At 51.8% G+C, this 20422-nt stretch carries 18 protein-coding genes; 6 read left to right on the top strand and 12 right to left on the bottom strand.

Annotated features, from left to right (window positions below; translation table 11 throughout):
- Nucleotides 1-54 precede the first annotated feature (54 nt).
- On the top strand, nt 55-3162 hold the full coding sequence (locus tag RB298_RS10660) for a transglycosylase domain-containing protein (RefSeq protein ID WP_486047035.1): 3108 nt from the start codon (nt 55-57) through the stop codon (nt 3160-3162).
- 154 nt (nt 3163-3316) lie between these two features.
- Here RB298_RS10660 and acsA read toward each other — a convergent pair whose 3' ends face one another.
- Nucleotides 3317-5041: an acetate--CoA ligase gene (gene acsA, locus RB298_RS10655; protein WP_096773127.1), complete on the bottom strand. Its 1725-nt coding sequence runs from the start codon at nt 5039-5041 to the stop codon at nt 3317-3319.
- A gap of 286 nt (nt 5042-5327) precedes the next feature.
- Here acsA and RB298_RS10650 point away from each other — a divergent pair, with 286 nt between their 5' ends.
- A complete protein-coding gene (locus RB298_RS10650; RefSeq protein WP_009589652.1) occupies nt 5328-5960 on the top strand; it encodes a GNAT family N-acetyltransferase in 633 nt (210 codons plus the stop codon).
- Between the two features lie 105 nt (nt 5961-6065).
- On the opposite strand, the gene RB298_RS10645 is transcribed toward RB298_RS10650, so the two are convergent.
- From RB298_RS10645 to RB298_RS10630, 4 genes are all read right to left on the bottom strand, one after another.
- The gene (locus RB298_RS10645; protein ID WP_486047034.1) at nt 6066-6767 is read right to left on the bottom strand and encodes a 5'-methylthioadenosine/adenosylhomocysteine nucleosidase; all 702 of its coding nucleotides are present in this window, start codon (nt 6765-6767) and stop codon (nt 6066-6068) included.
- 117 nt (nt 6768-6884) lie between these two features.
- Nucleotides 6885-7895, bottom strand: coding sequence for a catabolite control protein A (gene ccpA / locus RB298_RS10640; protein ID WP_015734310.1), 1011 nt, complete (start codon nt 7893-7895; stop codon nt 6885-6887).
- 93 nt (nt 7896-7988) lie between these two features.
- Nucleotides 7989-8336, bottom strand: coding sequence for a bacillithiol system redox-active protein YtxJ (gene ytxJ, locus RB298_RS10635; RefSeq protein WP_090912958.1), 348 nt, complete (start codon nt 8334-8336; stop codon nt 7989-7991).
- Nucleotides 8337-8431: 95 nt separating this feature from the next.
- Nucleotides 8432-8932 (bottom strand): hypothetical protein, encoded by a 501-nt coding sequence (locus RB298_RS10630; RefSeq protein WP_375121006.1) that lies wholly within the window; start codon nt 8930-8932, stop codon nt 8432-8434.
- A 224-nt stretch (nt 8933-9156) separates the two neighbouring features.
- Between RB298_RS10630 and RB298_RS10625 the strand changes: the two genes are divergently transcribed.
- Nucleotides 9157-9687, top strand: a complete 531-nt coding sequence (locus RB298_RS10625; RefSeq protein ID WP_015734308.1) for a type 1 glutamine amidotransferase domain-containing protein — start codon at nt 9157-9159, stop codon at nt 9685-9687.
- A 142-nt stretch (nt 9688-9829) separates the two neighbouring features.
- Here RB298_RS10625 and ptsP read toward each other — a convergent pair whose 3' ends face one another.
- The 4 genes from ptsP to aroA form a co-directional block, all read right to left on the bottom strand.
- Entirely contained in the window at nt 9830-11593 is a 1764-nt protein-coding gene (gene ptsP / locus RB298_RS10620; protein WP_192569181.1) for a phosphoenolpyruvate--protein phosphotransferase, read from the bottom strand.
- Nucleotides 11590-13473, bottom strand: coding sequence for a glucose PTS transporter subunit IIA (locus tag RB298_RS10615; RefSeq protein WP_036665939.1), 1884 nt, complete (start codon nt 13471-13473; stop codon nt 11590-11592). Before RB298_RS10615 ends, ptsP begins: the two co-directional genes overlap by 4 nt.
- Nucleotides 13474-13662: 189 nt before the next feature.
- A complete protein-coding gene (locus RB298_RS10610; protein ID WP_096773123.1) occupies nt 13663-14085 on the bottom strand; it encodes a CoA-binding protein in 423 nt (140 codons plus the stop codon).
- Between the two features lie 52 nt (nt 14086-14137).
- Nucleotides 14138-15430, bottom strand: coding sequence for a 3-phosphoshikimate 1-carboxyvinyltransferase (gene aroA / locus RB298_RS10605; protein ID WP_096773122.1), 1293 nt, complete (start codon nt 15428-15430; stop codon nt 14138-14140).
- Between the two features lie 165 nt (nt 15431-15595).
- Between aroA and RB298_RS10600 the strand changes: the two genes are divergently transcribed.
- On the top strand, nt 15596-15904 hold the full coding sequence (locus RB298_RS10600) for a rhodanese-like domain-containing protein (protein WP_175320732.1): 309 nt from the start codon (nt 15596-15598) through the stop codon (nt 15902-15904).
- A gap of 136 nt (nt 15905-16040) precedes the next feature.
- Here RB298_RS10600 and RB298_RS10595 read toward each other — a convergent pair whose 3' ends face one another.
- On the bottom strand, nt 16041-16559 hold the full coding sequence (locus RB298_RS10595; protein WP_015734304.1) for a shikimate kinase: 519 nt from the start codon (nt 16557-16559) through the stop codon (nt 16041-16043).
- A 190-nt stretch (nt 16560-16749) separates the two neighbouring features.
- Here RB298_RS10595 and RB298_RS10590 point away from each other — a divergent pair, with 190 nt between their 5' ends.
- Nucleotides 16750-17142 (top strand): hypothetical protein, encoded by a 393-nt coding sequence (locus RB298_RS10590; protein ID WP_096773121.1) that lies wholly within the window; start codon nt 16750-16752, stop codon nt 17140-17142.
- A gap of 46 nt (nt 17143-17188) precedes the next feature.
- Here RB298_RS10590 and gndA read toward each other — a convergent pair whose 3' ends face one another.
- Both gndA and RB298_RS10580 read right to left on the bottom strand, forming a co-directional pair.
- The gene (gene gndA, locus RB298_RS10585; protein WP_175320731.1) at nt 17189-18598 is read right to left on the bottom strand and encodes an NADP-dependent phosphogluconate dehydrogenase; all 1410 of its coding nucleotides are present in this window, start codon (nt 18596-18598) and stop codon (nt 17189-17191) included.
- A gap of 192 nt (nt 18599-18790) precedes the next feature.
- Nucleotides 18791-19387, bottom strand: coding sequence for a hypothetical protein (locus RB298_RS10580; RefSeq protein WP_015734302.1), 597 nt, complete (start codon nt 19385-19387; stop codon nt 18791-18793).
- A 267-nt stretch (nt 19388-19654) separates the two neighbouring features.
- Between RB298_RS10580 and RB298_RS10575 the strand changes: the two genes are divergently transcribed.
- On the top strand, nt 19655-20278 hold the full coding sequence (locus tag RB298_RS10575) for a DUF1054 domain-containing protein (protein WP_096773120.1): 624 nt from the start codon (nt 19655-19657) through the stop codon (nt 20276-20278).
- Nucleotides 20279-20422: the final 144 nt, after the last annotated feature.

Here is a 20422-nt window from a genome sequence, read left to right as displayed (position 1 = left end):
CAAAACCTTCGATTTATGCTATAATAGGTGCGTTAAAAGGAGGAGTATACATTCATGGTTGAGGAGAAAAAACAAGAGCCTGAACAACAGAAAAAACCGCGAAAACGGTCCTTTCTGCGGGTGCTGGGATCCGTCATCGGATGGCTCTTTGTGGTAGGTCTGATGGGCGTTTTGTTCGCCGGAGGAGCCGTAGCCGGTTATGTAACCTCTATTGTCGAGAATGAGCCGGTACGATCGCGTGCGCTCATCGAGAACACGGTGAACGATAATGCCATAACGGGCTTTGCCTACTTCGCGGATGGCTCACCGATCGGACAGCTTAGAACCGAAGAAGACAGACGACCTGTGGAGTTCAAGGAGATTCCCCAGCTTGTTAAAGATGCCGTCGTATCCATAGAAGACAACCGTTTTTATACACATAAGGGTGTTGACATAAAAGGTACCGCTCGCGCCGTGAAGGAACGCGTGTTGAATGAGCCGGTTCAAACCGGCGGCAGCACATTGACGCAGCAGCTGGCCAGGCTTACTTTTTTAAGTCGTGACAAAACGGATAACCGTAAGGTAAAAGAAATGCTGCTGGCCATGCGGATGGAGCGCTTCTTAAGTAAAGACCAGATTTTGACGGCCTACTTGAACAAGGTTCCATACGGCAACGGCTCGAGCGGATATCAGCTGTTCGGGATCAAGGCAGCGGCAAGAGGAATATTCAACATCAACAATCTGAATGATCTGAATGTGGCCCAAGCTGCATACTTGGCAGGTCTTCCGCAGCTGCCATCCTCCTACTCGGCCTTCAACGGCAAAGGAGAATTTGATGAGAAATCGTTCAACCGGGCCATAAACCGCCAGCACCGCGTGCTGGCAAGCATGCTGGAAGAAGGTAAAATAACGCAAGCCGAATACGATGAGGCCAAAGCATTCGATATCAAAAAATCGCTGGCTCCTCGGACGCAGAAAGCCTATGTGACTTATCCTTATCTCATGATGGAAGTCGAACGTCAAGCATCGAACATTCTGATGCAGCTAAGCCAGGAAGCTGAAGAGAACGCAAAAGGCACGCAAGCGAACTCCGATCTGATGGACGCTTCCCGTGCTCAGCTGAGCACCGGCGGTTACCGTGTGTACACCACCATCGACCGGACGCTCTACAAGACCATGCGTTCCATTGCTGAGGATGACAGCAACTACTTGCCTGACAGCGCCGAAAAAGGAATGGAGCAAACCGCCGCGATGATGATCGACAACAAAACCGGCGCCATTCTCGGTATGATTGAGGGCAGGGACTTCAACACGGAACAAATGAATTATGCTACGCAAATGAAACGGCAGCCCGGATCTGCCATGAAACCTATTGCCGCCTACTTACCGGCACTTGATACGGGGGCGATTCAGCCTGCCAGCGTGGTGGACGATTCACCGATCATCTTAAAGGACTACAGCAAAGTATTCCATATCCCTAAAAACTCGTACACCGGGTACAGAGGATTGATGACGGCAAGACAGGCGCTGAACGATTCGACCAATACGGTGGCACTCAAGCTGTTTAACAACACGGTCGGCATTGAGAAGGCCTGGGAGTTTTCCAAGAAGCTGGGCATCACTACCTTGGAGGAAGACGATTATAATGCTTCAACCGGCGTACTGGGCGGATTGCATTACGGCGTGACCGTGGAAGAGCTGACGAACGCCTACAGTTCCATCGGCAATCAAGGCAAATTCACGGATGCATTCATGATCGAGAAAATCGTGGACTCCAAAGGCAATATTGTTTATAAACACGAAGTAAAGCCGGAGCAGGTATTCTCCGAGCAGACAGCGTACCTCATGACGGATATGCTGCGTACCGTCATTACGAACGGAACCGCCAGCAAGGTCCGGGATACGTACAAGAAATTCAATGAGGTTCCCGTCGTGGGTAAAACCGGCTCCACCCAGAACTACGGGGATGTTTGGTTCATGGGATACTCGCCCGATGTTACGCTTGGCGTATGGGTCGGATACAAGGAGCAAAAAAATACGCTTGTCGGCGACCAGCGCAAGCACGCCCAGGCCATCTGGGCCAGAATCATGAACGAAGCGACGGACGTGAAGCCGGAGCTGTTCCCAACCAAATCGTTCGAGAAGCCGGAAGGCATAACGTCCAAGACGGTCTCCGCTTACAGCGGCAAGCTGCCGACTTCCTTAACGGACAAATTCGTAACGGATCTGTTCAACGCGAAGTTCGTGCCTACCGAAAGCGATGACGGCATCGCCAAAGCAAAATACATTACCTATCGGGGCGTAAATTATATTCCACAGGAAGCAACGCCTTTGGATATGTTGAGAGAACAAATCGTAATCAAGCGCGAAAAGCCGATTGACGAGCTGATTGTAGAACTCCAGAACGCCTTGAAGGTTATGAAAGGTGAAAAGAAATCGCTGGAATCCTATCTTCCGCAAGACGCGAAAAAAGGAATGCCAAGCAAGGTCGACCCGAGAACGGACGACGGCAAGGCCCCTACTCCACCGAAAAACGTACACTATTCGGTGGGCAGCGGTTCCATCAGCTTTAATGCCAGCGGATCGCCTGATGTTGTCGGATACCGGCTCTTTAAGTCCGTGAACGGCAGCCCGTACACACATCAAGGTCAGGTCATTCTTGGCGACGAGAGCCTTGTCTTCTCAGGTCTTGGAGCTGACGGCGTATTTACGACCTATTACGTCGTCGCCGTTGACGTAGCCGGCAAGACGTCTGAGCCAAGCGCTATTGTGGGCGGCACAGCATCTGGATTCCCATTACCGGGCGACACCGAAACGAACCCGGATGACACCATCGACCAGCCTGATGACGGCATCGCCGAGGAAGAGCCCGGTATCGATCCCGGACTTGGGAATGAAGGCGCGACGACCGTACCGTCTGCACCTGGCCAGCCGACACTCACAGCTACACCGGAGGGTTTCCAGGCCACTTGGAGCGGAAACGCTCCGGAAGAAGAGGTCATGGTCTACAATATCTATATCAGTCCGAACAGTGACGGGAACTACCAGATTCTCGGCTCCAGCAAGAGCACGGAGTTCTACTATACCTCGGGCAACCCGATTGGCGGCACCTTTAGAATTACTGCCGTCAATCCGATTGGTGAATCTGCAGCTTCGCCAGCCGTATATTTTGAGAAGAAATAGATCGTTTACGTAAAAACCAGCCCTTCTACAGACATTACTCTGTGGATGGGCTGGTTTTATTTTTAACTGGAGACAACGCTCTGAAATAAAAAAAGAGCCGGCCATGAACATGGCGGTTAGCCATCTTCATGCCAGCTCTGTTATGATCTGCTTATTAATCTTCGATCGTGGATAGATCGCCAGTCGGCAGATCCAGTTCCCAGGCTTTCAATACGCGCCGCATGATCTTACCGGAGCGCGTCTTCGGAAGTTTATCCTTAAACTCGATTTCACGCGGGGCGGCATGGGCGGAAAGGCCTTCCTTCACGAAACGATAGATTTCATCCTTGAGCTCCTGAGAAGGCGTATAGCCCTCACGCAGGGAGATAAAGGCCTTAATGATCTCGCCGCGTGTTACATCAGGCTTACCGATAACGCCGGCTTCGGCTACGGCCGGATGCTCAACGAGCTTGCTCTCCACCTCGAATGGCCCGATTCGCTCCCCGGACGAATTGATCACATCGTCGATTCTGCCCTGGAACCAGAAGTATCCATCCTCGTCCATATAGGCCGAGTCGCCGGAAATGTACCAGCCCGGAATACGGAAATACTCTTGATACTTCGCTTCGTTATTCCAGATGGTTCTCATCATGGACGGCCAAGGTGTCTTGATGGCCAGGTTCCCCATCGTGTATGGAGCAACTTCTTTCCCGTGATCGTCCAGGATCGCCGCCGTAATGCCCGGCAACGGGCGCCCCATGGATCCCGGCTTGATCGCCATCCCCGGATAGTTACAGATCAGCTGTCCTCCGGTCTCCGTCATCCACCATGTATCGTGGATACGCTGCTTGTAAGCCTTGTGTCCCCAACGCACTACCTCGGGGTTGAGCGGCTCGCCAACGGACAGCACGTGCCGTACATGGCTCAAATCATACTGGTCGATGAGATCGGAACCTGCCCCCATCAACATCCGGAAGGCAGTCGGAGCGCTGTACCATACCGTTACTTTGTTGTTTACCAATGTGCTGTACCAGTCCTGCGGGCTAAAGCGGCCTCCGCGAATGACATTGGTCACGCCGTTCAACCATGGCGCAAAAATACCGTATGACGTACCGGTTACCCAACCCGGGTCCGCCGTACACCAATATATATCGTCTTCCCTTAAATCCAGAACAACCTTGCCTGTATAATAATGCTGCACCATCGCGTTCTGCACGTGATACACGCCCTTCGGTTTCCCGGTTGAGCCTGATGTATAGTGCATGATCAAGCCGTCTTCCCGCTCGAGCCATTCAATCTCCAGCTCGCTGGATGCGGCTTCAACTTCCTTGTGGTAGTTTACTAGGCGCGGATCCTCTTCTTCCACTTCGCCAACGACAAAAATATGCTTCAGTTCGGGCAGCTCATCCCGTTTCACCCGTGACAACAGCGCAGGCGTCGTAATCAGCGCAACCGCTCCGCTATCCTCCAAGCGATCCTTTACCGCCGTCTCCATGAACGCCTCGAACAATGGACCTACCACGGCACCAACCTTCAAAATACCAAGCAAACCGGCATAGAGCTCTGGGCCGCGCGGCATAAAGATAAATACCCGATCGCCTTTGTTCACGCCATATTTGCGCAGCACATTGCCGAACTTGTCGGATTTCTCTTTCAATTGCGCAAAAGTAAGAGTCTCCTCGCGGGCGGCGTCACTGTACAAGAGTGCTACCTTGTCTCCTCGTCCCTCCGCTACATGACGGTCGATTGCCTCGTACGCCATGTTTACTTTACCCGTCTCATACCAAGTAAAATGTCTCTCGATTTCGTCCCATGAAAATTCGGAGCGTGCCTGCTCGTAACTCTTCATATTGGAATGTGATACTTCACTTGGCAATATTTCGCTATGCGTTTGATTCATGATAACATCCTCCTCATTCTCAAATCGGTCTCCTCATAGTGGACAGCGCTTACAAAATGATTGAATGAAACATACATTTTACACATTGCGGCGGGTTATCACGTTGTCACAGTCATCGAGTCATTAACCCTTGGAATTCGCAAGGAAACATATCGTTAAGTACGATACAATTGTGAAGGTTTTATGTCGAAAAGATTATATCATAGCTTTTGTTTGCCTGTCATTGCTTTTCATTTTTTTATTTTTTTGCTATAAGTAGGGTATGGAATTGAAAGGAGCGTAACGGATGGAACACTGCAAGGTATACCAGTCTCATGTTTTGTTCCCTGAAGACCGCCGCCTGATCATCGAAGGACCTGTACCTCCCGAGCAGCTATCCGAACTGACCATGCACCCTGATCTCAAGGCTTTTCGTCGTCCTGCGGAGCAGCATGAGGCTTTGGTGGAAATTGCAGGCCTGCCCGAAGGCAGAATCATCATCACGAGAGACCGAGATATGATCGTAGGATACGTAACGTTTCATCACCCGGATGAGCAGGAACGCTGGTCTGAGGGCAATATGGAAGATTTGATCGAGCTTGGTGCCATCGAGGTTGCGAAAGACTACCGTTCCCTAGGCCTTGGGCAGCGGATGATCAAAACCGCATTCGAGGAAGGCCAGATGGAGCGCTACATCGTGTTTACAACCGAATACTACTGGCATTGGGACCTAAAAGGCAGCGGACTTAACGTGTGGGATTATCGCAAAATGATGGAGCGCTTAATGAAAGTCGTGGATATGGAATGGTACGCAACCGACGATCCGGAAATCTGCTCCCATCCCGCCAACTGCCTCATGGTCAGAATCGGACGGCACGTGCCGCTTTCATCGCAAGAACAATTCGACCGGATCCGTTTCAGACAGCGGTTTATGTATTAATTCGATTCTCAATAAAACAAACTCCCCTGGGCTTTGCTCAGGGGAGTTTGTGTATCTTTCGCTCATGCCGGATTAAGCATAACGAGCGCTTCCTATCATTTGCTGCTAGAGTTTGCCAAGCATATAGTTCACGATTTCATGAGAACGCTTGGAAGCTTTTGCAGTAAATTCGGGGAAGTTGACATGCGCAGAACCGTCGGCCTTATCCGACATGGATCGGATCACCACATAAGGCACGCCGTTCATGTAACATACCTGGGCAACGGCAGAGCCTTCCATTTCCGCGCAAGCCCCGTTCAATTCCTCGTAGAGCGTCTGCACCGTATCGCGGCTGGCAATGAACTGGTCCCCGGACAGAACCTTCCCTACGATGTAATGATTCACCGCCTGCTCTTTGCAGGCCTCCTCCGCCAGCTGGATCAAAGAGGCGTCGGCGGGAAAATCGGACAGCTCCTGATACGGGATCACCCCGCGCGCATAGCCTAACGGCGTCACGTCCATATCATGCTGCATGCATGAGGAGGAGATCACGATATCGCCAATGTTGAGCTCCGGATGCAGCGCGCCCGCTACGCCGGTAAACAATATTTTGGAAACGCCGAAGAAGTCGATCAAGATCTGCGTGGTGACCGCTGCATTGACCTTGCCCACCCCGCTCTTGCATACGACGACCTGCTTGCCATGGATCGTTCCCGATGCATAGGCAACTCCTGCCTTAACGGTTGTTTCTTTATTCTCCAGTTGACCGAGCAGCAGCTCCACTTCTTCGTCCATCGCCCCGATAAGGCCGATCACCTGTGTTGTCATGTCGATATCCCTCCTGATTATAGAGCGCATAAAAAATCCCACCAGAAAAAAGCCCCTTAAAACCAGGAGCTTTTCTCGAATCCATCTTGTTCATCTAAACGTTTGGTTTCGCGCAGCCTATTCGTTCACATGGCTGACCGAGAGGCGAAGAATCGTTTCATGCGGCAGAATCACGCGAGGATTCTCCACATTTTCCTTCTTCATCAGCTTGGTAAGCAAACGCATCGCTACGGCTCCCAGATCATACATCGGTTGGGCCACCGTTGTCAGCTGTGGACGTACCATCGAAGCCATCCGGATATTGTCTACGCTGATGATCGAGAAGTCATCCGGCACTTTATAGCCTTCATCCTGAATGCTATGAATCGCGCCAATCGCCATCTCGTCGGTAGCGGCAAATATAGCGGTTGGTTTCTTCTTGAGGCCCAGGAAGTACTTCATCGCTTCCACGCCGGACTCATAACGATAGTTACCGATCCGCACCAAATCCTCTTGATACTCGATGCCTGCCGCTTCCAGCGCTTTTTTGTAGCCTTGGAAACGAGCATAGCCGTTTGCCGGATCCTGCAGCGTGCCGCTGATCATAGCGATCTCGCGGTGTCCGTGCCGAATCAGCGTATTGACCGCATCAAACGCAGCCTGTTCATGATCGATGTCGACCGAAGGATAAGAACCTCTCTCATCGCTGGTCGCACAGAGAACAATCGGCACAGCCGATGTCTGGAACGCCTGGATATGCTCGTCCGTCACCGTTCCACCCATAAACAACAGCCCGTCCACTTGCTTCTCAAGCAAGGTGTTGATTACGCGGATTTCCTTTTCCTTACGTTTGTCGGCATTACACAAAATTATATTATAGTGATACATGTTAGCAATATCCTCAATACCACGGGCAATCTCCGCAAAGATCGAGTTTGAAATGTCAGGGATCACAACGCCGACGGTTGTGGTCTTCTTGCTGGCCAGGCCTCTGGCTACCGCATTCGGACGATACCCTAAACGTTCAATCGCTTCGTATACTTTTTTCCGGGTCTGAGGCTTAACGTTCGGGTTATTGTTTACAACCCGGGATACCGTCGCCATGGAAACGCCTGCTTCGCGCGCAACATCGTAAATGGTTACCGTCAAATTCCTTCTCTCCATTGCCAATAGATTTTCATTCGTTCAATACCAATTGAATTTATGATACGACAAATTACTGCTTTGTGCAACGACACGGCATCATATGCCGTCCAATTGAGCTTTCAGCGCTTCAGCCGTAATATGGGAATGGGATGTATGCCAGACTGGCGCTCCTTCTTTCACAAGTATAACTTGCGGCGATTCGTGTTGGATGTTCAGAGTTTCGGCAGCCTGGCTCGACACCGGTCGGTCCGCAATGACATCGATCCACACATAGTCGATCCGCTCGTTCGGCTGGTCCTCAAGGTAAGCTTGCACTTCCCTGTAGGCTCCGGCACTAATTGGGCATCTGGTACTATGTTTGAACAAAAGCAAGTGCTTCCGATCGGAAGATTCCAGCGTGCTGCGCAGCTCTTCTATAGTAGTCATTTTCGTCAACGTCGCCATAGGATATACATTCCCTTCATTGTATTGAAGTTCCTATCCTCTATCCTAACAAAAAGTGCGTGAAAAATCCAACAACCACGAAAATTTTCTGAAAATTATCTTGCATAATTGCTCGAATTTTCAGGAATGAGAGATTTTATGGTGCTTAATTGCTCGAGACGCCCCTCAATTTGTCTCATCCAGTCGCCGTCGGCCAGGCTCTGGGCATAACGAAATAGATCCAACAGCATATTAATGCGCTCGTCAAACACTTCCATGCAGCGCGCCTGCCATTCTGGCGACGAATCATCATCGTATGTACGGAACACTTCACGAAGAACATATGCGGCTTCATTGACATCTGCGAACGAAACGCGTATTCGCTCGGTCTCATTGTTAATCGATGCGAGATAGCGCAGCAAATCCGGTTTAATAAGAGGCAGAAGCTCATACTTCCTGCAGGCCTGACAGGCATAAACAGGAACATCACATATCCGAGTTTTTCTTTCATGAATCAGCTTTCTTAATTCCAATTTCATACTTTGTCCGCAGTTGCAGGTTTTGAACAAAATGCCCACCCCAAATCCTATCACGTAATCTAAAACCAACAGTCCCATGTCACAAATCTGTCACCTGAATTAGTTCTATTCGACTATCATACCAGAGAATCCTGCAAATTTGTGATAATGCTTTATTTACCAGAAATGTTTTCAAATGTTCCTTCTTCGGACGCTTCCATGAAACTCCTCTCCATATTTGTTACAATGAATACAGTCTTAAAGGACCGAATGCGCAGCGTTACGGTTTTATCAAGATTTTTGAGAAAGGAGCTAGGCCAATTATGCGATTGACTGGAAAAAAGGTTATAGCGCTTGTAGATGAAGAATTCGAGGATTTGGAGCTATGGTATCCCGTTTACCGGGTCCGCGAGGAAGGGGCGGAAGTCCATCTCGCCGGGCTGGAAAAGGGTAAAACTTACACCGGCAAATATGGCGTACCGGCTCAGGCCGAGTATTCGTTTGAAGAGCTGAACAGCAAGGATTATGACGGAATACTCGTACCGGGCGGCTGGGCGCCGGACAAGCTGCGCCGATATGATAAAGTGCTGCAACTGGTGAAAGAAATGAATGAGGACCAGAAGCCGATCGGACAGATCTGCCATGCAGGATGGGTGCTGATCTCCGCCAAAATCCTGGACGGAGTTACCGTTACTTCCACGCCGGGAATCCGCGACGATATGGAAAATGCCGGTGCGATCTGGAAGGATGAGGCGGTCGTGACCGACGGACATATTATTTCCGCACGCCGGCCTCCGGATCTTCCGCCATACGGCAAAGCCTTCTGCGATGCGCTGGCGCAGCAAGGCAAATAATTGCTCCTTGCCCCCATATACAGAAACAGCCGCCTTTGTCACCAGGGCTCCCTGGTGAGATAGGCGGCTGTTTTTTTATGCTCATATAGCTTGTCCTTTAAAAAAGAAGCCTGGAAAAAGTCGATGATCCCTATCTTAACGGTTAAGACGCCGTGCTGTCCGTCCCGTTGGTTCCGTTCAGATAACTGCTCCGTTCGGCAAAAGCGCTAAGACGTTCTTCGACAGCGGAGCTGGTACGCAGCTTGAAGCAAGCCGCCGCCTCTCCTTTCGCTTCTGCCGCATTCGTATTCAAAATGCGATGCTTCACGCGGAGCAGGGATTGCGGAGACATGCTCAAATCCTTAACCCCGAGCTCAAGCCAAAGCGGAATCGCTCTTTCGTCTCCGGCCAGTTCTCCGCACACGCTGACCGGAATCCCTGCCCCATGGGCAGCCTCCACCGTCGTCCGGAGCATGCGCAAAATGGCAGGATGAAACGGATGATACATATGCGCGATCTGCTCGTTCATCCGGTCCACGGCCAGAACATACTGAACCAGGTCATTGGTCCCGATGCTGAAGAAATCGGCCTCTTCTGCCAGCAAATCCGAGATCGTGACCGCTGCAGGCACCTCGATCATGATGCCGACCTTGATGTTCGGATCATAGGCGATGCCGCGTCGGTCCAAATCGGCCATGGCACGCCGCAGCACGGCATTGGCCTGCTTGACTTCTTCTACCGATGAAATCATCGGATACATGATTTTGACGTTGCCGTATGCGCTGGCTCTCAGAATCGCGGTAAGCTGGGTCTGGAACGGTTCGGTTCGGTCCAAGCTGATGCGGATGGCGCGGTAACCGAGGAAGGGGTTTTCTTCTTCCGGAAGCGCGAAATAATCCAGCTGCTTATCGCCGCCAATATCCAGCGTACGAATCACGACGGACGCCTGGCCTGCGTTCTCCGCAACCAGTTTATACACTTCGAACTGCTCTTCCTCCGTCGGGAAGTTGTGCCGGTCCATATACAAAAACTCCGTTCGGAACAATCCGACTCCCTGAGCGCCGTTCTTCAGCGCAATCTCCATTTCCTTAACGGAATTCATGTTCGCGGCCAGGTTAAAGTATGTTCCATCCTTGGTTACCGCATCAACGGCTGCCAGGAGCTGCAGCTGCTCTTTCTTTTTCCGCTGCTGGTCCCGGATGCCTTCATACCGCTCCACGATGAGCGTGTCAGGCTCCAAATAGAGCAACCCCTCATCTCCGTCCACCACCAACTGCTGTCCGGTCTGGATCGGTTTATCCAGCTTGTTCTCGATCCCCGAAACGAGCGGTATGCCCAGCGCGCGGGCCATGATCGCCGAATGAGAGGTCTTGCCGCCGGTCATCGTCACGATACCAAGAACGTGGGAAGGGTTCAGGTGAACGAGCTGCGACGGGGAGAGCTCCTTCGCAACCAAAATGTAAGGCTGCGTATCGGCCGGGAGCTTCACTTCGGGAGCACCAAGAAGATGCTTCAGCAGCCGATTGCCGACATCCTTAATATCAAGCGCCCGCTCCTTCATATACTCGTCGTCCAGCAGATCGAACATGGATACGAAATGATCGATCGCCTCTTTTACCGCCACCTCGGCAGCCTTGTACTGGCGCTCGATGATCCCTTGAATTTCGTTCATGAACACGGGATCCTCCAGTATGGCCAGATGCGCGTCAAAAATCTGCGACTCCTCGTGCCCCACCATTTCCTTGAATTCGTTCTTGATGTATTCAATTTCATTCTTGGAGGTTCGTATGCCTTCATATAAGCGCTCGAACTCTTTGGCTAAATCGACAGCGTCCATTTCGGAATCCGGAAGATCCAGCTCCCAATGCGGCAGTACGAAAGCCTTACCGATAGCTACGCCTGTTGCTGCGCCAATGCCTTGTATCATGATTCTCTACCCCCAGCATTACTCTCATTTAATACGACGGACATGACAGATGACTGTCCTCTCTTCACGGTCTTGAACGGAGCATAGCTCCAGGATCTTACTTTATCGGGATTGGTGATTACCATTGGCGTGGCCAGCGATGCGGCATGTGTCTTTAAATACGCCAAATCGAACTTGACCAGCAGTTGCCCCGGTTCAACGGTATCCCCTTCGCTGACCACAGCCGTAAACGGTCCTTTCAGTTGGGAAGTGTCGATCCCGATATGAATCAATACCTCAAGCCCTTCCGGCGTTGAAATCCCGATGGCATGCATCGTCGGATACACGTGCATGACCGTGCCGTATACCGGTGATACAAGCTCTCCTTTTTCCGGTATGAAGGCGACGCCGTTGCCGACCAGCTTCGCGGCAAAAATATCATCCGGCACTTCGTCAATCGGAAGCATGCGTCCCTGTACGGGCGCGCTGAACAGAACGCGCGGCAAATCCTGCTGCATCAGCTTGTTTATCTCTTCGCGGATGAGCTCGGAATACGTCCCGAACACCACTTGCACGTTCCCTCCGCCCAGCTTGATAATGCCGGCTGAACCGAGCAATTTCAGTGCGTCAGAATCAATCTGACGATCATTGTACACGGTCAATCGCAGACGCGTCATGCAGGACTGCACCTGAACGATGTTGTCTTTGCCTCCAAGCGCCTCCAGAATGAGCGGCGCCTGATAGGGAATATCGCCTGCCCGGCCTTCCAGCGCCGAGCCCTCCTCGCGCCCCGGCGTGGGGATTTCGAAGGTGCGTATCGCCCAGCGGAACAGAAAATAGTAGACGATGCCGTACACGGCCCCGATCGGTATGATGATCCAGGCGTTCTGCGATAAATGGAAGTTGAGCACGTAATCGATGAATCCGGCCGAGTACGAAAAACCGTGATGGATGTCAAATGCATAGGTAAGGACCATCGCGAAACCGGCCATCAAGGCGTGGAGCACATACAGATATGGAGACGCAAATAAAAACGCGAACTCGATCTGCTCCGAAACCCCGGTCAAAAAACAGACAAGCGCGGACCGCATAAACGTCTTTTTCACTTTCGGCTTCAGATCTTCACGCGCTTCCTGGATAATGGCAAACGCGATCGCCGGCAGGGCAAACATCATGATCGGGAACAAACCGGCCATGAAGTCGCCGGCCGTGGGATCCCCTGCGAAGAACCGGGGCAGATCCCCCTGCACGACGGTACCATCCTCCGTCTCGTAGGAGCCCAGCTGAAACCAATATACATTGTTTAACAAATGATGCAGACCGAAGGCCGTGAGTACGCGGTACAAAATTCCGTACAGAAACAAACCGAAAGCTCCCATATGTACGGTCAGATCATAAAAAGCATCTAACCCGCGCTGCACAAGGGGTGCTGTCCCCAGCATGATCCAAGCGAATATCGTTGAGAACAATCCCATGAACAGCAGTACAAATCTGGAGCCTCCAAAAAACTGTATGGCTTCGGGAAGCTTAATATGTTTGAACCGGTTATACACGTAACCGGACATTACCCCAAATATAATGCCGATCAAGGTCGAGGGCTGTACGCTCCCGTCTCCCAGACGGGATATGACCTGATCATAGATGAACATGCCGGCAAGGGCGGCGAGTCCGGCGGGACCTCCCTGATTCGAGAGTCCCCATGCGACGCCAATGGCAAATAAATACGGCATGTAATAAAACACCCCGTGCCCCGCTGCCTGAGCGATTTCGCCCAAGGTTCCGAAGCCCCAAGCCGACCATGGCAAACTCCCCACGCTAAGCAGGAGAGCTGCCGCCGGAAGCGCCATAGTAGGGAGCATGACTGCTCTGCCCAGCTGTTGCAACGATCCCAACCAATTCAAGGCGAGCCCTCCTTTCTATCCTTGATGGTAAGCGCTGCGCCTGTTTTTGTCAAAAAAAATTAAGGGCAAATGCCCACAGCAAAAGCAAGCCCTGCAAACAGAACGGCGACAGAACCGGACCATGTCCAGTCTGCCACCGGCTGTTTTCTACGCAAGACTTGCCTATTCTTCCGAAATGCGCTTTGAAGTTTAACGGCCGCCCAATGCGATGGAATCCTCGACCTTGATGCAGCGGTCCATAATCGCGATCATGCCGCTGCTTTCGGCGATGGCCGCTGCCTCCTCACTGATGATTCCCTGCTGCAGCCAGAGCACCTTCGCACCGATCTCGGCGGCTTCCCGTGCTACATCGGCGCAGTATTCGCTGCGCCGGAACACATTGACGATATGGATCGGCTCGGGAATGTCCTTCAGGGAAGGATAACTTTTCTCGCCGAGGATTTCGGTTGCACCAGGGTTTACCGGGATGATCCGGTATCCGCGTTGCTGCATCGCGGCAGAAACCATATGGGAGGTGCGGTCCGGCCGATCGGACAGGCCAACGACAGCGATATTGCCCGCATTTCGTAAAATATCCGCGATTTCTTCGCGCGTAGGATTTTCAAATGCCATGGTTCATGACCACCTTTCCGTTCCTTATCGATGAGAATCTTGTCCTATTCCTCTATTTTACCCATTCTACATCGGCGCCAAGCGCCTTCATGTGATCAAAATATTGCGGGTACGACTTGGCTACATGGTGGGCGTCCTTGATCCGGATCGGCTGTCCTGCGCGCAGCCCGACCACCGTGAGGGCCATGATCACCCGGTGATCGTAATGGGCATTGATCTCAACCCCGCCTTCGACGCCGTCCGGACGGCCATGAACGATAATCTCGGCCTGGCGCTCCTCCACGTTGGCTCCTGCTTTACGCAGTTCGGTCAAATAATCCGTAATCCGGTCGCATTCCTTGTAACGGAGATTCTCCACGTTGTAGAACCGGGAGGTTCCTTCGGCAAACACGGCTGCCGCCACCATCGCGAGCACCGCGTCCGTCGCCGCGTCTCCGTCGAATTGGAGCGCCTTCAGGGTGCGGTTGCCCTGCACATGGACATTTCCGTTCTCATGCGTGAGCGGAACCTCCATCATTCGAAGAACGTCGATAATGGCGCGCTCGCCCTGCTTGCTGTCCTCCGACAGATTGCGGATCGTTACATCGGACTGCGTAACCGCGGCAGCCGCCAGCACGGCAGCAGACCCCGGATAATCGCCTTGAACCGTATAGGTCTTGGCTTCGTAGGATTGCCCTCCGGGAACCCGGAAGAACGTATAGTCGTCCGCTGCGTGAATCGTAATGCCGGCCTGCTCCAGCACTTCCAGGGTCTGACCGATCACGACCTTGGATTTCAGATCTCCGGTAACGGTGATCTCGCTGTCTTCGGCAAGCAATGGAGTCAAGAACAACAGGGCGCTTAAATACTGCGAGCTTACTTCGCCTGAAACGGTGAGCTTGCCGCCCTTCGGTTGGCCGCCGCGAATGGTGATGGGCAGCCTGCCATCGTTATGCTCCACTTCCACGCCCAATTGGCCAAGGGTCTCAATGAGATCGTCATGAGGACGCTTGCCCAGTGATTCCGGGTACGCATTGACGAAGGTAACCTCTTTAGACAATGCCGTTACGCCCATCAAGAAGCGCAGGACGGCACCGGCGTTGCCAACGTTCAGCTCCTTCACATCCCGCGGCGATTTGCCAAAGCCCGTAATCACGGCTTTTTCCTCGTCCTCCTCGATCACGGCTCCGAGATCCCGGATACAGCGTCTCATCGCGTCGCTATCCTCGCTGTGGGCAGGATAATAAATCGTGCTCGTTCCTTCCGCTAGGGCAGCCACAAGCAGGTAACGGGTGGTATAGTTTTTGGAGGACAGTGCTCCGATCTCCCCTTTTAATATAGGCGTAGGCCTGACGATAACATCCATCGTATGTATCTCTCCCTTGTATATAGTGTTGCGATTACCAGCATTACAATCTCCCTAGGATAAATTGACAGGGAAAGAACCGCTTGGTTATCATAGTTCATGTGAACCGGAAAATCAGATCGTTTGCGATCTTACTCATTTATGCTAAGAAAAGAGGTCTATATGATGAAACCGATCCCTCAAATGGAAACTTCGGAGCTTAGAAGCCGGCTTCAAAACGGCGAACAGGTGTACATGATTGATGTCCGCGAGGATGAAGAGGTTGCCGCCGGGATGATCAGCGGTGCCAAGCATATCCCGATGGGCGAGATTCCGAACCGCCTGGACGAAATTCCGCGCGACCAAGAGGTTGTCTTTATCTGCCGGAGCGGCGGACGCAGTCAACACGTATGCGAATTTCTCAATCACCAGGGCTTGAACAACGTGATCAACATGAAGGGCGGCATGCTGCAGTGGCATGACGATGAAGTATAGGCAAGCCGTAAAGAAGGTGCGGGATGAACATGATCCCCGCCTTTTTTTGCTTGTGCTTGAATCCTGCTCGCAAGCTCCCTTGTTTAAACCCTCAGGTCTTATCCATCTCCATGCCAAGCCGGGTCCGCTTATCGTCTTAGCCGCGGTAATGCGTTAAAATGTCAGCCGCCACTTCATCCGCGGATCGGCCAACCGTATCCACCATCACGTCCGCAAACCGGTATTTGTCCTTTCGCTCATCGAGGATGCGCCGAACCCTCTCTTCCACATCGCCCGCAAGCAGCGGCCGGTTGGCATCGCCCCGTACGCGTTCCACGATGCTGGCCGCATCCGCTGTGAGGGCAACGACCCAGCCCCCGCGTTTCATTACGTCGCAATTGTCGGAACGAAGGACGGCTCCGCCGCCGGATGCCAGGACGATTCCATCCCGGAGCAAAACGCTGCGCAATGCAGCGGATTCAGCCTCGCGGAAATACGGCTCTCCCTCCGTTTCAAACATCTCGGAAATCGTTCTGCCTTCCATTCTCTCAATTTCCGCATCCAGATCTATCAAGTTGTAGCCGAGCGAGTCTGCCACGAGGCGCCCCACGGTTGACTTGCCCGTACCCATCATCCCGATCAGAATGATGTTTCTACCCAGCTTATCCAATTTCACACCCCATTCGCTGCTTCACTGTAAAGGTTGTTCATATCATACCACAGCCCCAAATCTTTCGACAATGGACCCGACTCTCTAAATTGTAATCCAATTGCCTCAAGCCAAGCCCCTATTTATGGAGTCTATCTTGTTCCCAAGCATCATACACTGTTACAAGAATGCAAGATTAGAAGAAAGGAATGAACCCATGGTGCCATTTCATCCAACCGGACTCTCTTCCTCGGCCAAGCGGATCCGCCGGATGCTCGATCCATCCTACCCGCTGTGCCGCGAGGACGTGATGTGGGTGCTTCATTTTGTCCAAAAAAAAGTGGCTCTGAAGGATCCTGCGCTGCAAGATCTTTCAAAGCCACGGTTGCTGAAAAATTTCAACAGTTATTGCGAAGCCGCGCTGCTCTTGCTCGGAAGCGGAAACCACTTTCACACAAAGAACGGCGACATCCGCACCTGTCTCTTAGAAGCCATGCACGGGCTTCCCGAGCTGGCGGAGGCTATCTCCCCTACTAAAGCCCGCACGTTTGAATCGATGCCCTCGATCCCTGAGGACGATATCCATACTGCTGCAAGAGAGCAGAATTAGTCCATCCGGGAAGAGTCGAATTCACGCTGCCGATAAAAGAGCAGGATTACTCCATCCAGTTGTAGTGGAAGGTTCCTTCTTTGTCAACGCGTTTAAAGGTGTGCGCTCCGAAGTAGTCGCGCTGAGCCTGCAGCAGGTTCGCTGGCAGGTTCGCCGTACGGTAGCTGTCGTAGTATGCAAGCGCGCTGGAGAATCCAGGCACCGGAATGCCCAAGGAAACCGCGGAAGCTACGACTTTACGCCATGCATCTTGATAGGATTCGATTATATCGGTAAAGAACGGATCCAGCAGCAGGTTCTTAAGCTCCGGATTGTTCTCATACGCATCGGTGATGTTCTGCAGGAAGCGGGAACGGATAATGCAGCCGCCGCGCCAGATTTTAGCGAGATTGCCGTATTGCAGGTTCCAGCCGTATTCATCGGACGCTACGCGAAGCTGTGCGAAGCCTTGAGCGTAGGATACGATCTTGCTCGCAAACAGCGCTTTGCGCACATTTTCGATGAACTCGGCTTTGTCGCCGTCAAATGCAGCCGTTTTTGGACCATTCAGGATTTTGCTTGCCGCAACGCGCTCTTCTTTCATCGCGGAGAGGAAACGGGAGAATACGGATTCGGTGATCATGGAAAGCGGTACGCCCAGATCCAGGGAGCTTTGGCTTGTCCATTTGCCCGTTCCTTTTTGACCCGCCGTATCCAGGATGACGTCAACCATCGGCTTGCCGGTTTCTTCGTCGTATTTGGAGAAAATGTCAGCCGTGATCTCGATCAGGTAGCTGTCGAGTTCGCCTTGGTTCCACTCCGTGAAGATTCCGTGAAGATCCTTCGCATCGAGGCCGAGTACGTCTTTCAGCAATTGATACGCTTCGCAAATGAGCTGCATATCGCCATATTCGATACCGTTGTGAACCATTTTTACATAATGGCCGGCACCGTCCGGTCCGATATATGTACAGCAAGGCTCTTCGTTAACCTTCGCGGAAATGGCTGTCAGAATAGGCTCAACCAGCTTATAGGCACTTTCCTGTCCGCCTGGCATGATCGATGGGCCTTTCAATGCGCCTTCTTCGCCGCCGGAAACGCCTGCACCGATAAAGTTAAAGCCTTTTTCAGCCAACTCTTTGCTGCGGCGCTGCGTATCAGGGAAATAAGCGTTACCGCCGTCGATGATGATATCGCCTTGGTCCAAATGAGGAATCAGCTGTTCAATCGTAGCGTCCGTAGCTTGTCCTGCCTGTACCATGATCAGGATTTTGCGAGGAGTTTCAAGGGAATCCACGAATTCTTCGATCGAGAACGTTCCCTTCACTTGCTTGCCTTCGGTTTCCTTCAGCATATCTTCCGTTTTTTGCGGAGAGCGGTTATATACGGAAACGGTGAAGCCTTTGCTTTCGATGTTCAGGGCCAGGTTTTTTCCCATTACAGCAAGGCCAATCACACCGATTTGTTGTTTTGACATCTGGTTCTCCATCCTTTGCTCCAATATATTTTTAAACAACCCATCCCTACGAGATGATTTGCAATAATCTTATATTAACGTTTTTCATTTGACAAGTGAACCCCTGTCACAAAATGAGAACACGCGCGAAAACACCCCTTCGGTTTCGGAGTGTTGTTCGTGCTTTACTCTTGTATCGTTCGATGAAGTGAATTACCACTCCAGCCTCATCAGCTCTAAGGAAAGCTCGCGGAGTCTTTGCTTGCAGGCCGCGATTTTGTCCTGATTCCCCTCTTGAAGGGCGGCATGGAGCTTCTCAAGCTCATCATCGGTTTCCAGCCTGGACAGAAGGAGCCGCTGTTCCCCCTCATCCGATTCGAACAACCGCACCATTTCCTGCTCCGTCATCGGCGTCCCCTTCTGAAACAGCACACGCTGCCGGTAACCGGATATTTCCACCAGCCTTATAACCTCGCCAAACAGAATATTCTCGATCAATATCTGCCGGTCCTTGAAACGTTTGACGACAGCGTGGCCACGGGTATTCTCGATCAATTTCTCCATCCATTCCGCAAGCTTGGGATCGCGGATCATATAATCGCCTACCAGCTTAAAACCGCTTCCTGTCCGTTGAAACCGCAGCTTTACCAGCTTGCGTCCGGTTCGGATCGAAATGACAAACTGCGTTTCATTCTCGCTCCAGTAAAGCGAATATCCTTCCTGGATCAATTCCTTGATTAGGTCCTGGATATGCCGGCGATCAAACCGGAGCTCCAGGTTGCAATACTCCACTTCCTCGCTCTTATTCACGGCACTCCCTCCTCCGGTTTACTACCGATCTGAAAAACGACGGTGAAGATTTCCCCCATGGCTGCTTTTGATGTTGTCTTATCTATATCTTATACTCCATCTTATGTAACGGTAACTTGGTTTATTGACTATTTTTAACCCGCATGAAAATACGGTGAAACTTTCCTGGGCCATGCCTGACGTCCACTCGGCTTATGGTATAATGGGTTATCCAAAAGCGGAGTTTAGTAAGTGTTCATCATAAACAACAGGGAGGCCATCACATTCATGACGGTTACCGGATTTAAAGATCAGGATTTCGACGTATTCTCCGTTCCAGGGCTCGAAGCCCGTATGGAGGTTCTCATTGAACGGGTAAGACCCAAGCTTGAGACGCTGGGGGCCGAGCTTGCCCCCTATGTGTCCGCGCTGGCCGGGGAAGAGATGTTTGTGCATGTGGCCAAGCATGCAAGACGAACCGTTAATCCCCCGATTGACACCTGGGTCGCATGGGCGGCCAGCAAACGGGGCTACAAAGCGCTGCCTCATTTTGAGGTGGGCATGTTCGGAACCCATCTGTTTGTTATCTTCGCGATTATTTACGAAAGCCCCAACAAAACCGTATTTGCCGGCAACCTGGAAGCCAAGCTCAAGAAAACAGCGAAGGCGCTGCCTAAACATTTCTATTGGTCCATGGATCATATGAATCCGGCAGGCACCCCTCACCAGGATATGAGCGAGGAGGATTTCGTTCGCCTCATTGAGAAGCTGAAACAGGTGAAAAAAGCCGAGGTCATGTGCGGACTGCGCATTCCGCGCGAGGAAGCCGTCAAGCTTGAAGGGGACGAGCTGGTGCAAAAAGTGCAGGAGACGTTTGAGACGCTGCTGCCGCTTTATAAAATGGCGTTTTAAACTGGCGTGAGATATTTACGAAAATGGGCTGCGGATGCAGCTCTTTTTTTTAGATTATAGAATTTATAAATTTTCAGCGAAGCTGAACAATTCTATAATCGCAAGAAAAACTTTCTTTAACCAGCGGTCTGTCTTCTGAGAAAG

The organism is Priestia sp. BR_2, assembly GCF_041954005.1.
Lineage (GTDB): Bacteria > Bacillota > Bacilli > Paenibacillales > Paenibacillaceae > Paenibacillus_AQ > Paenibacillus_AQ lautus_A.
This window is presented reverse-complemented; position numbering and strand designations above follow the sequence as displayed.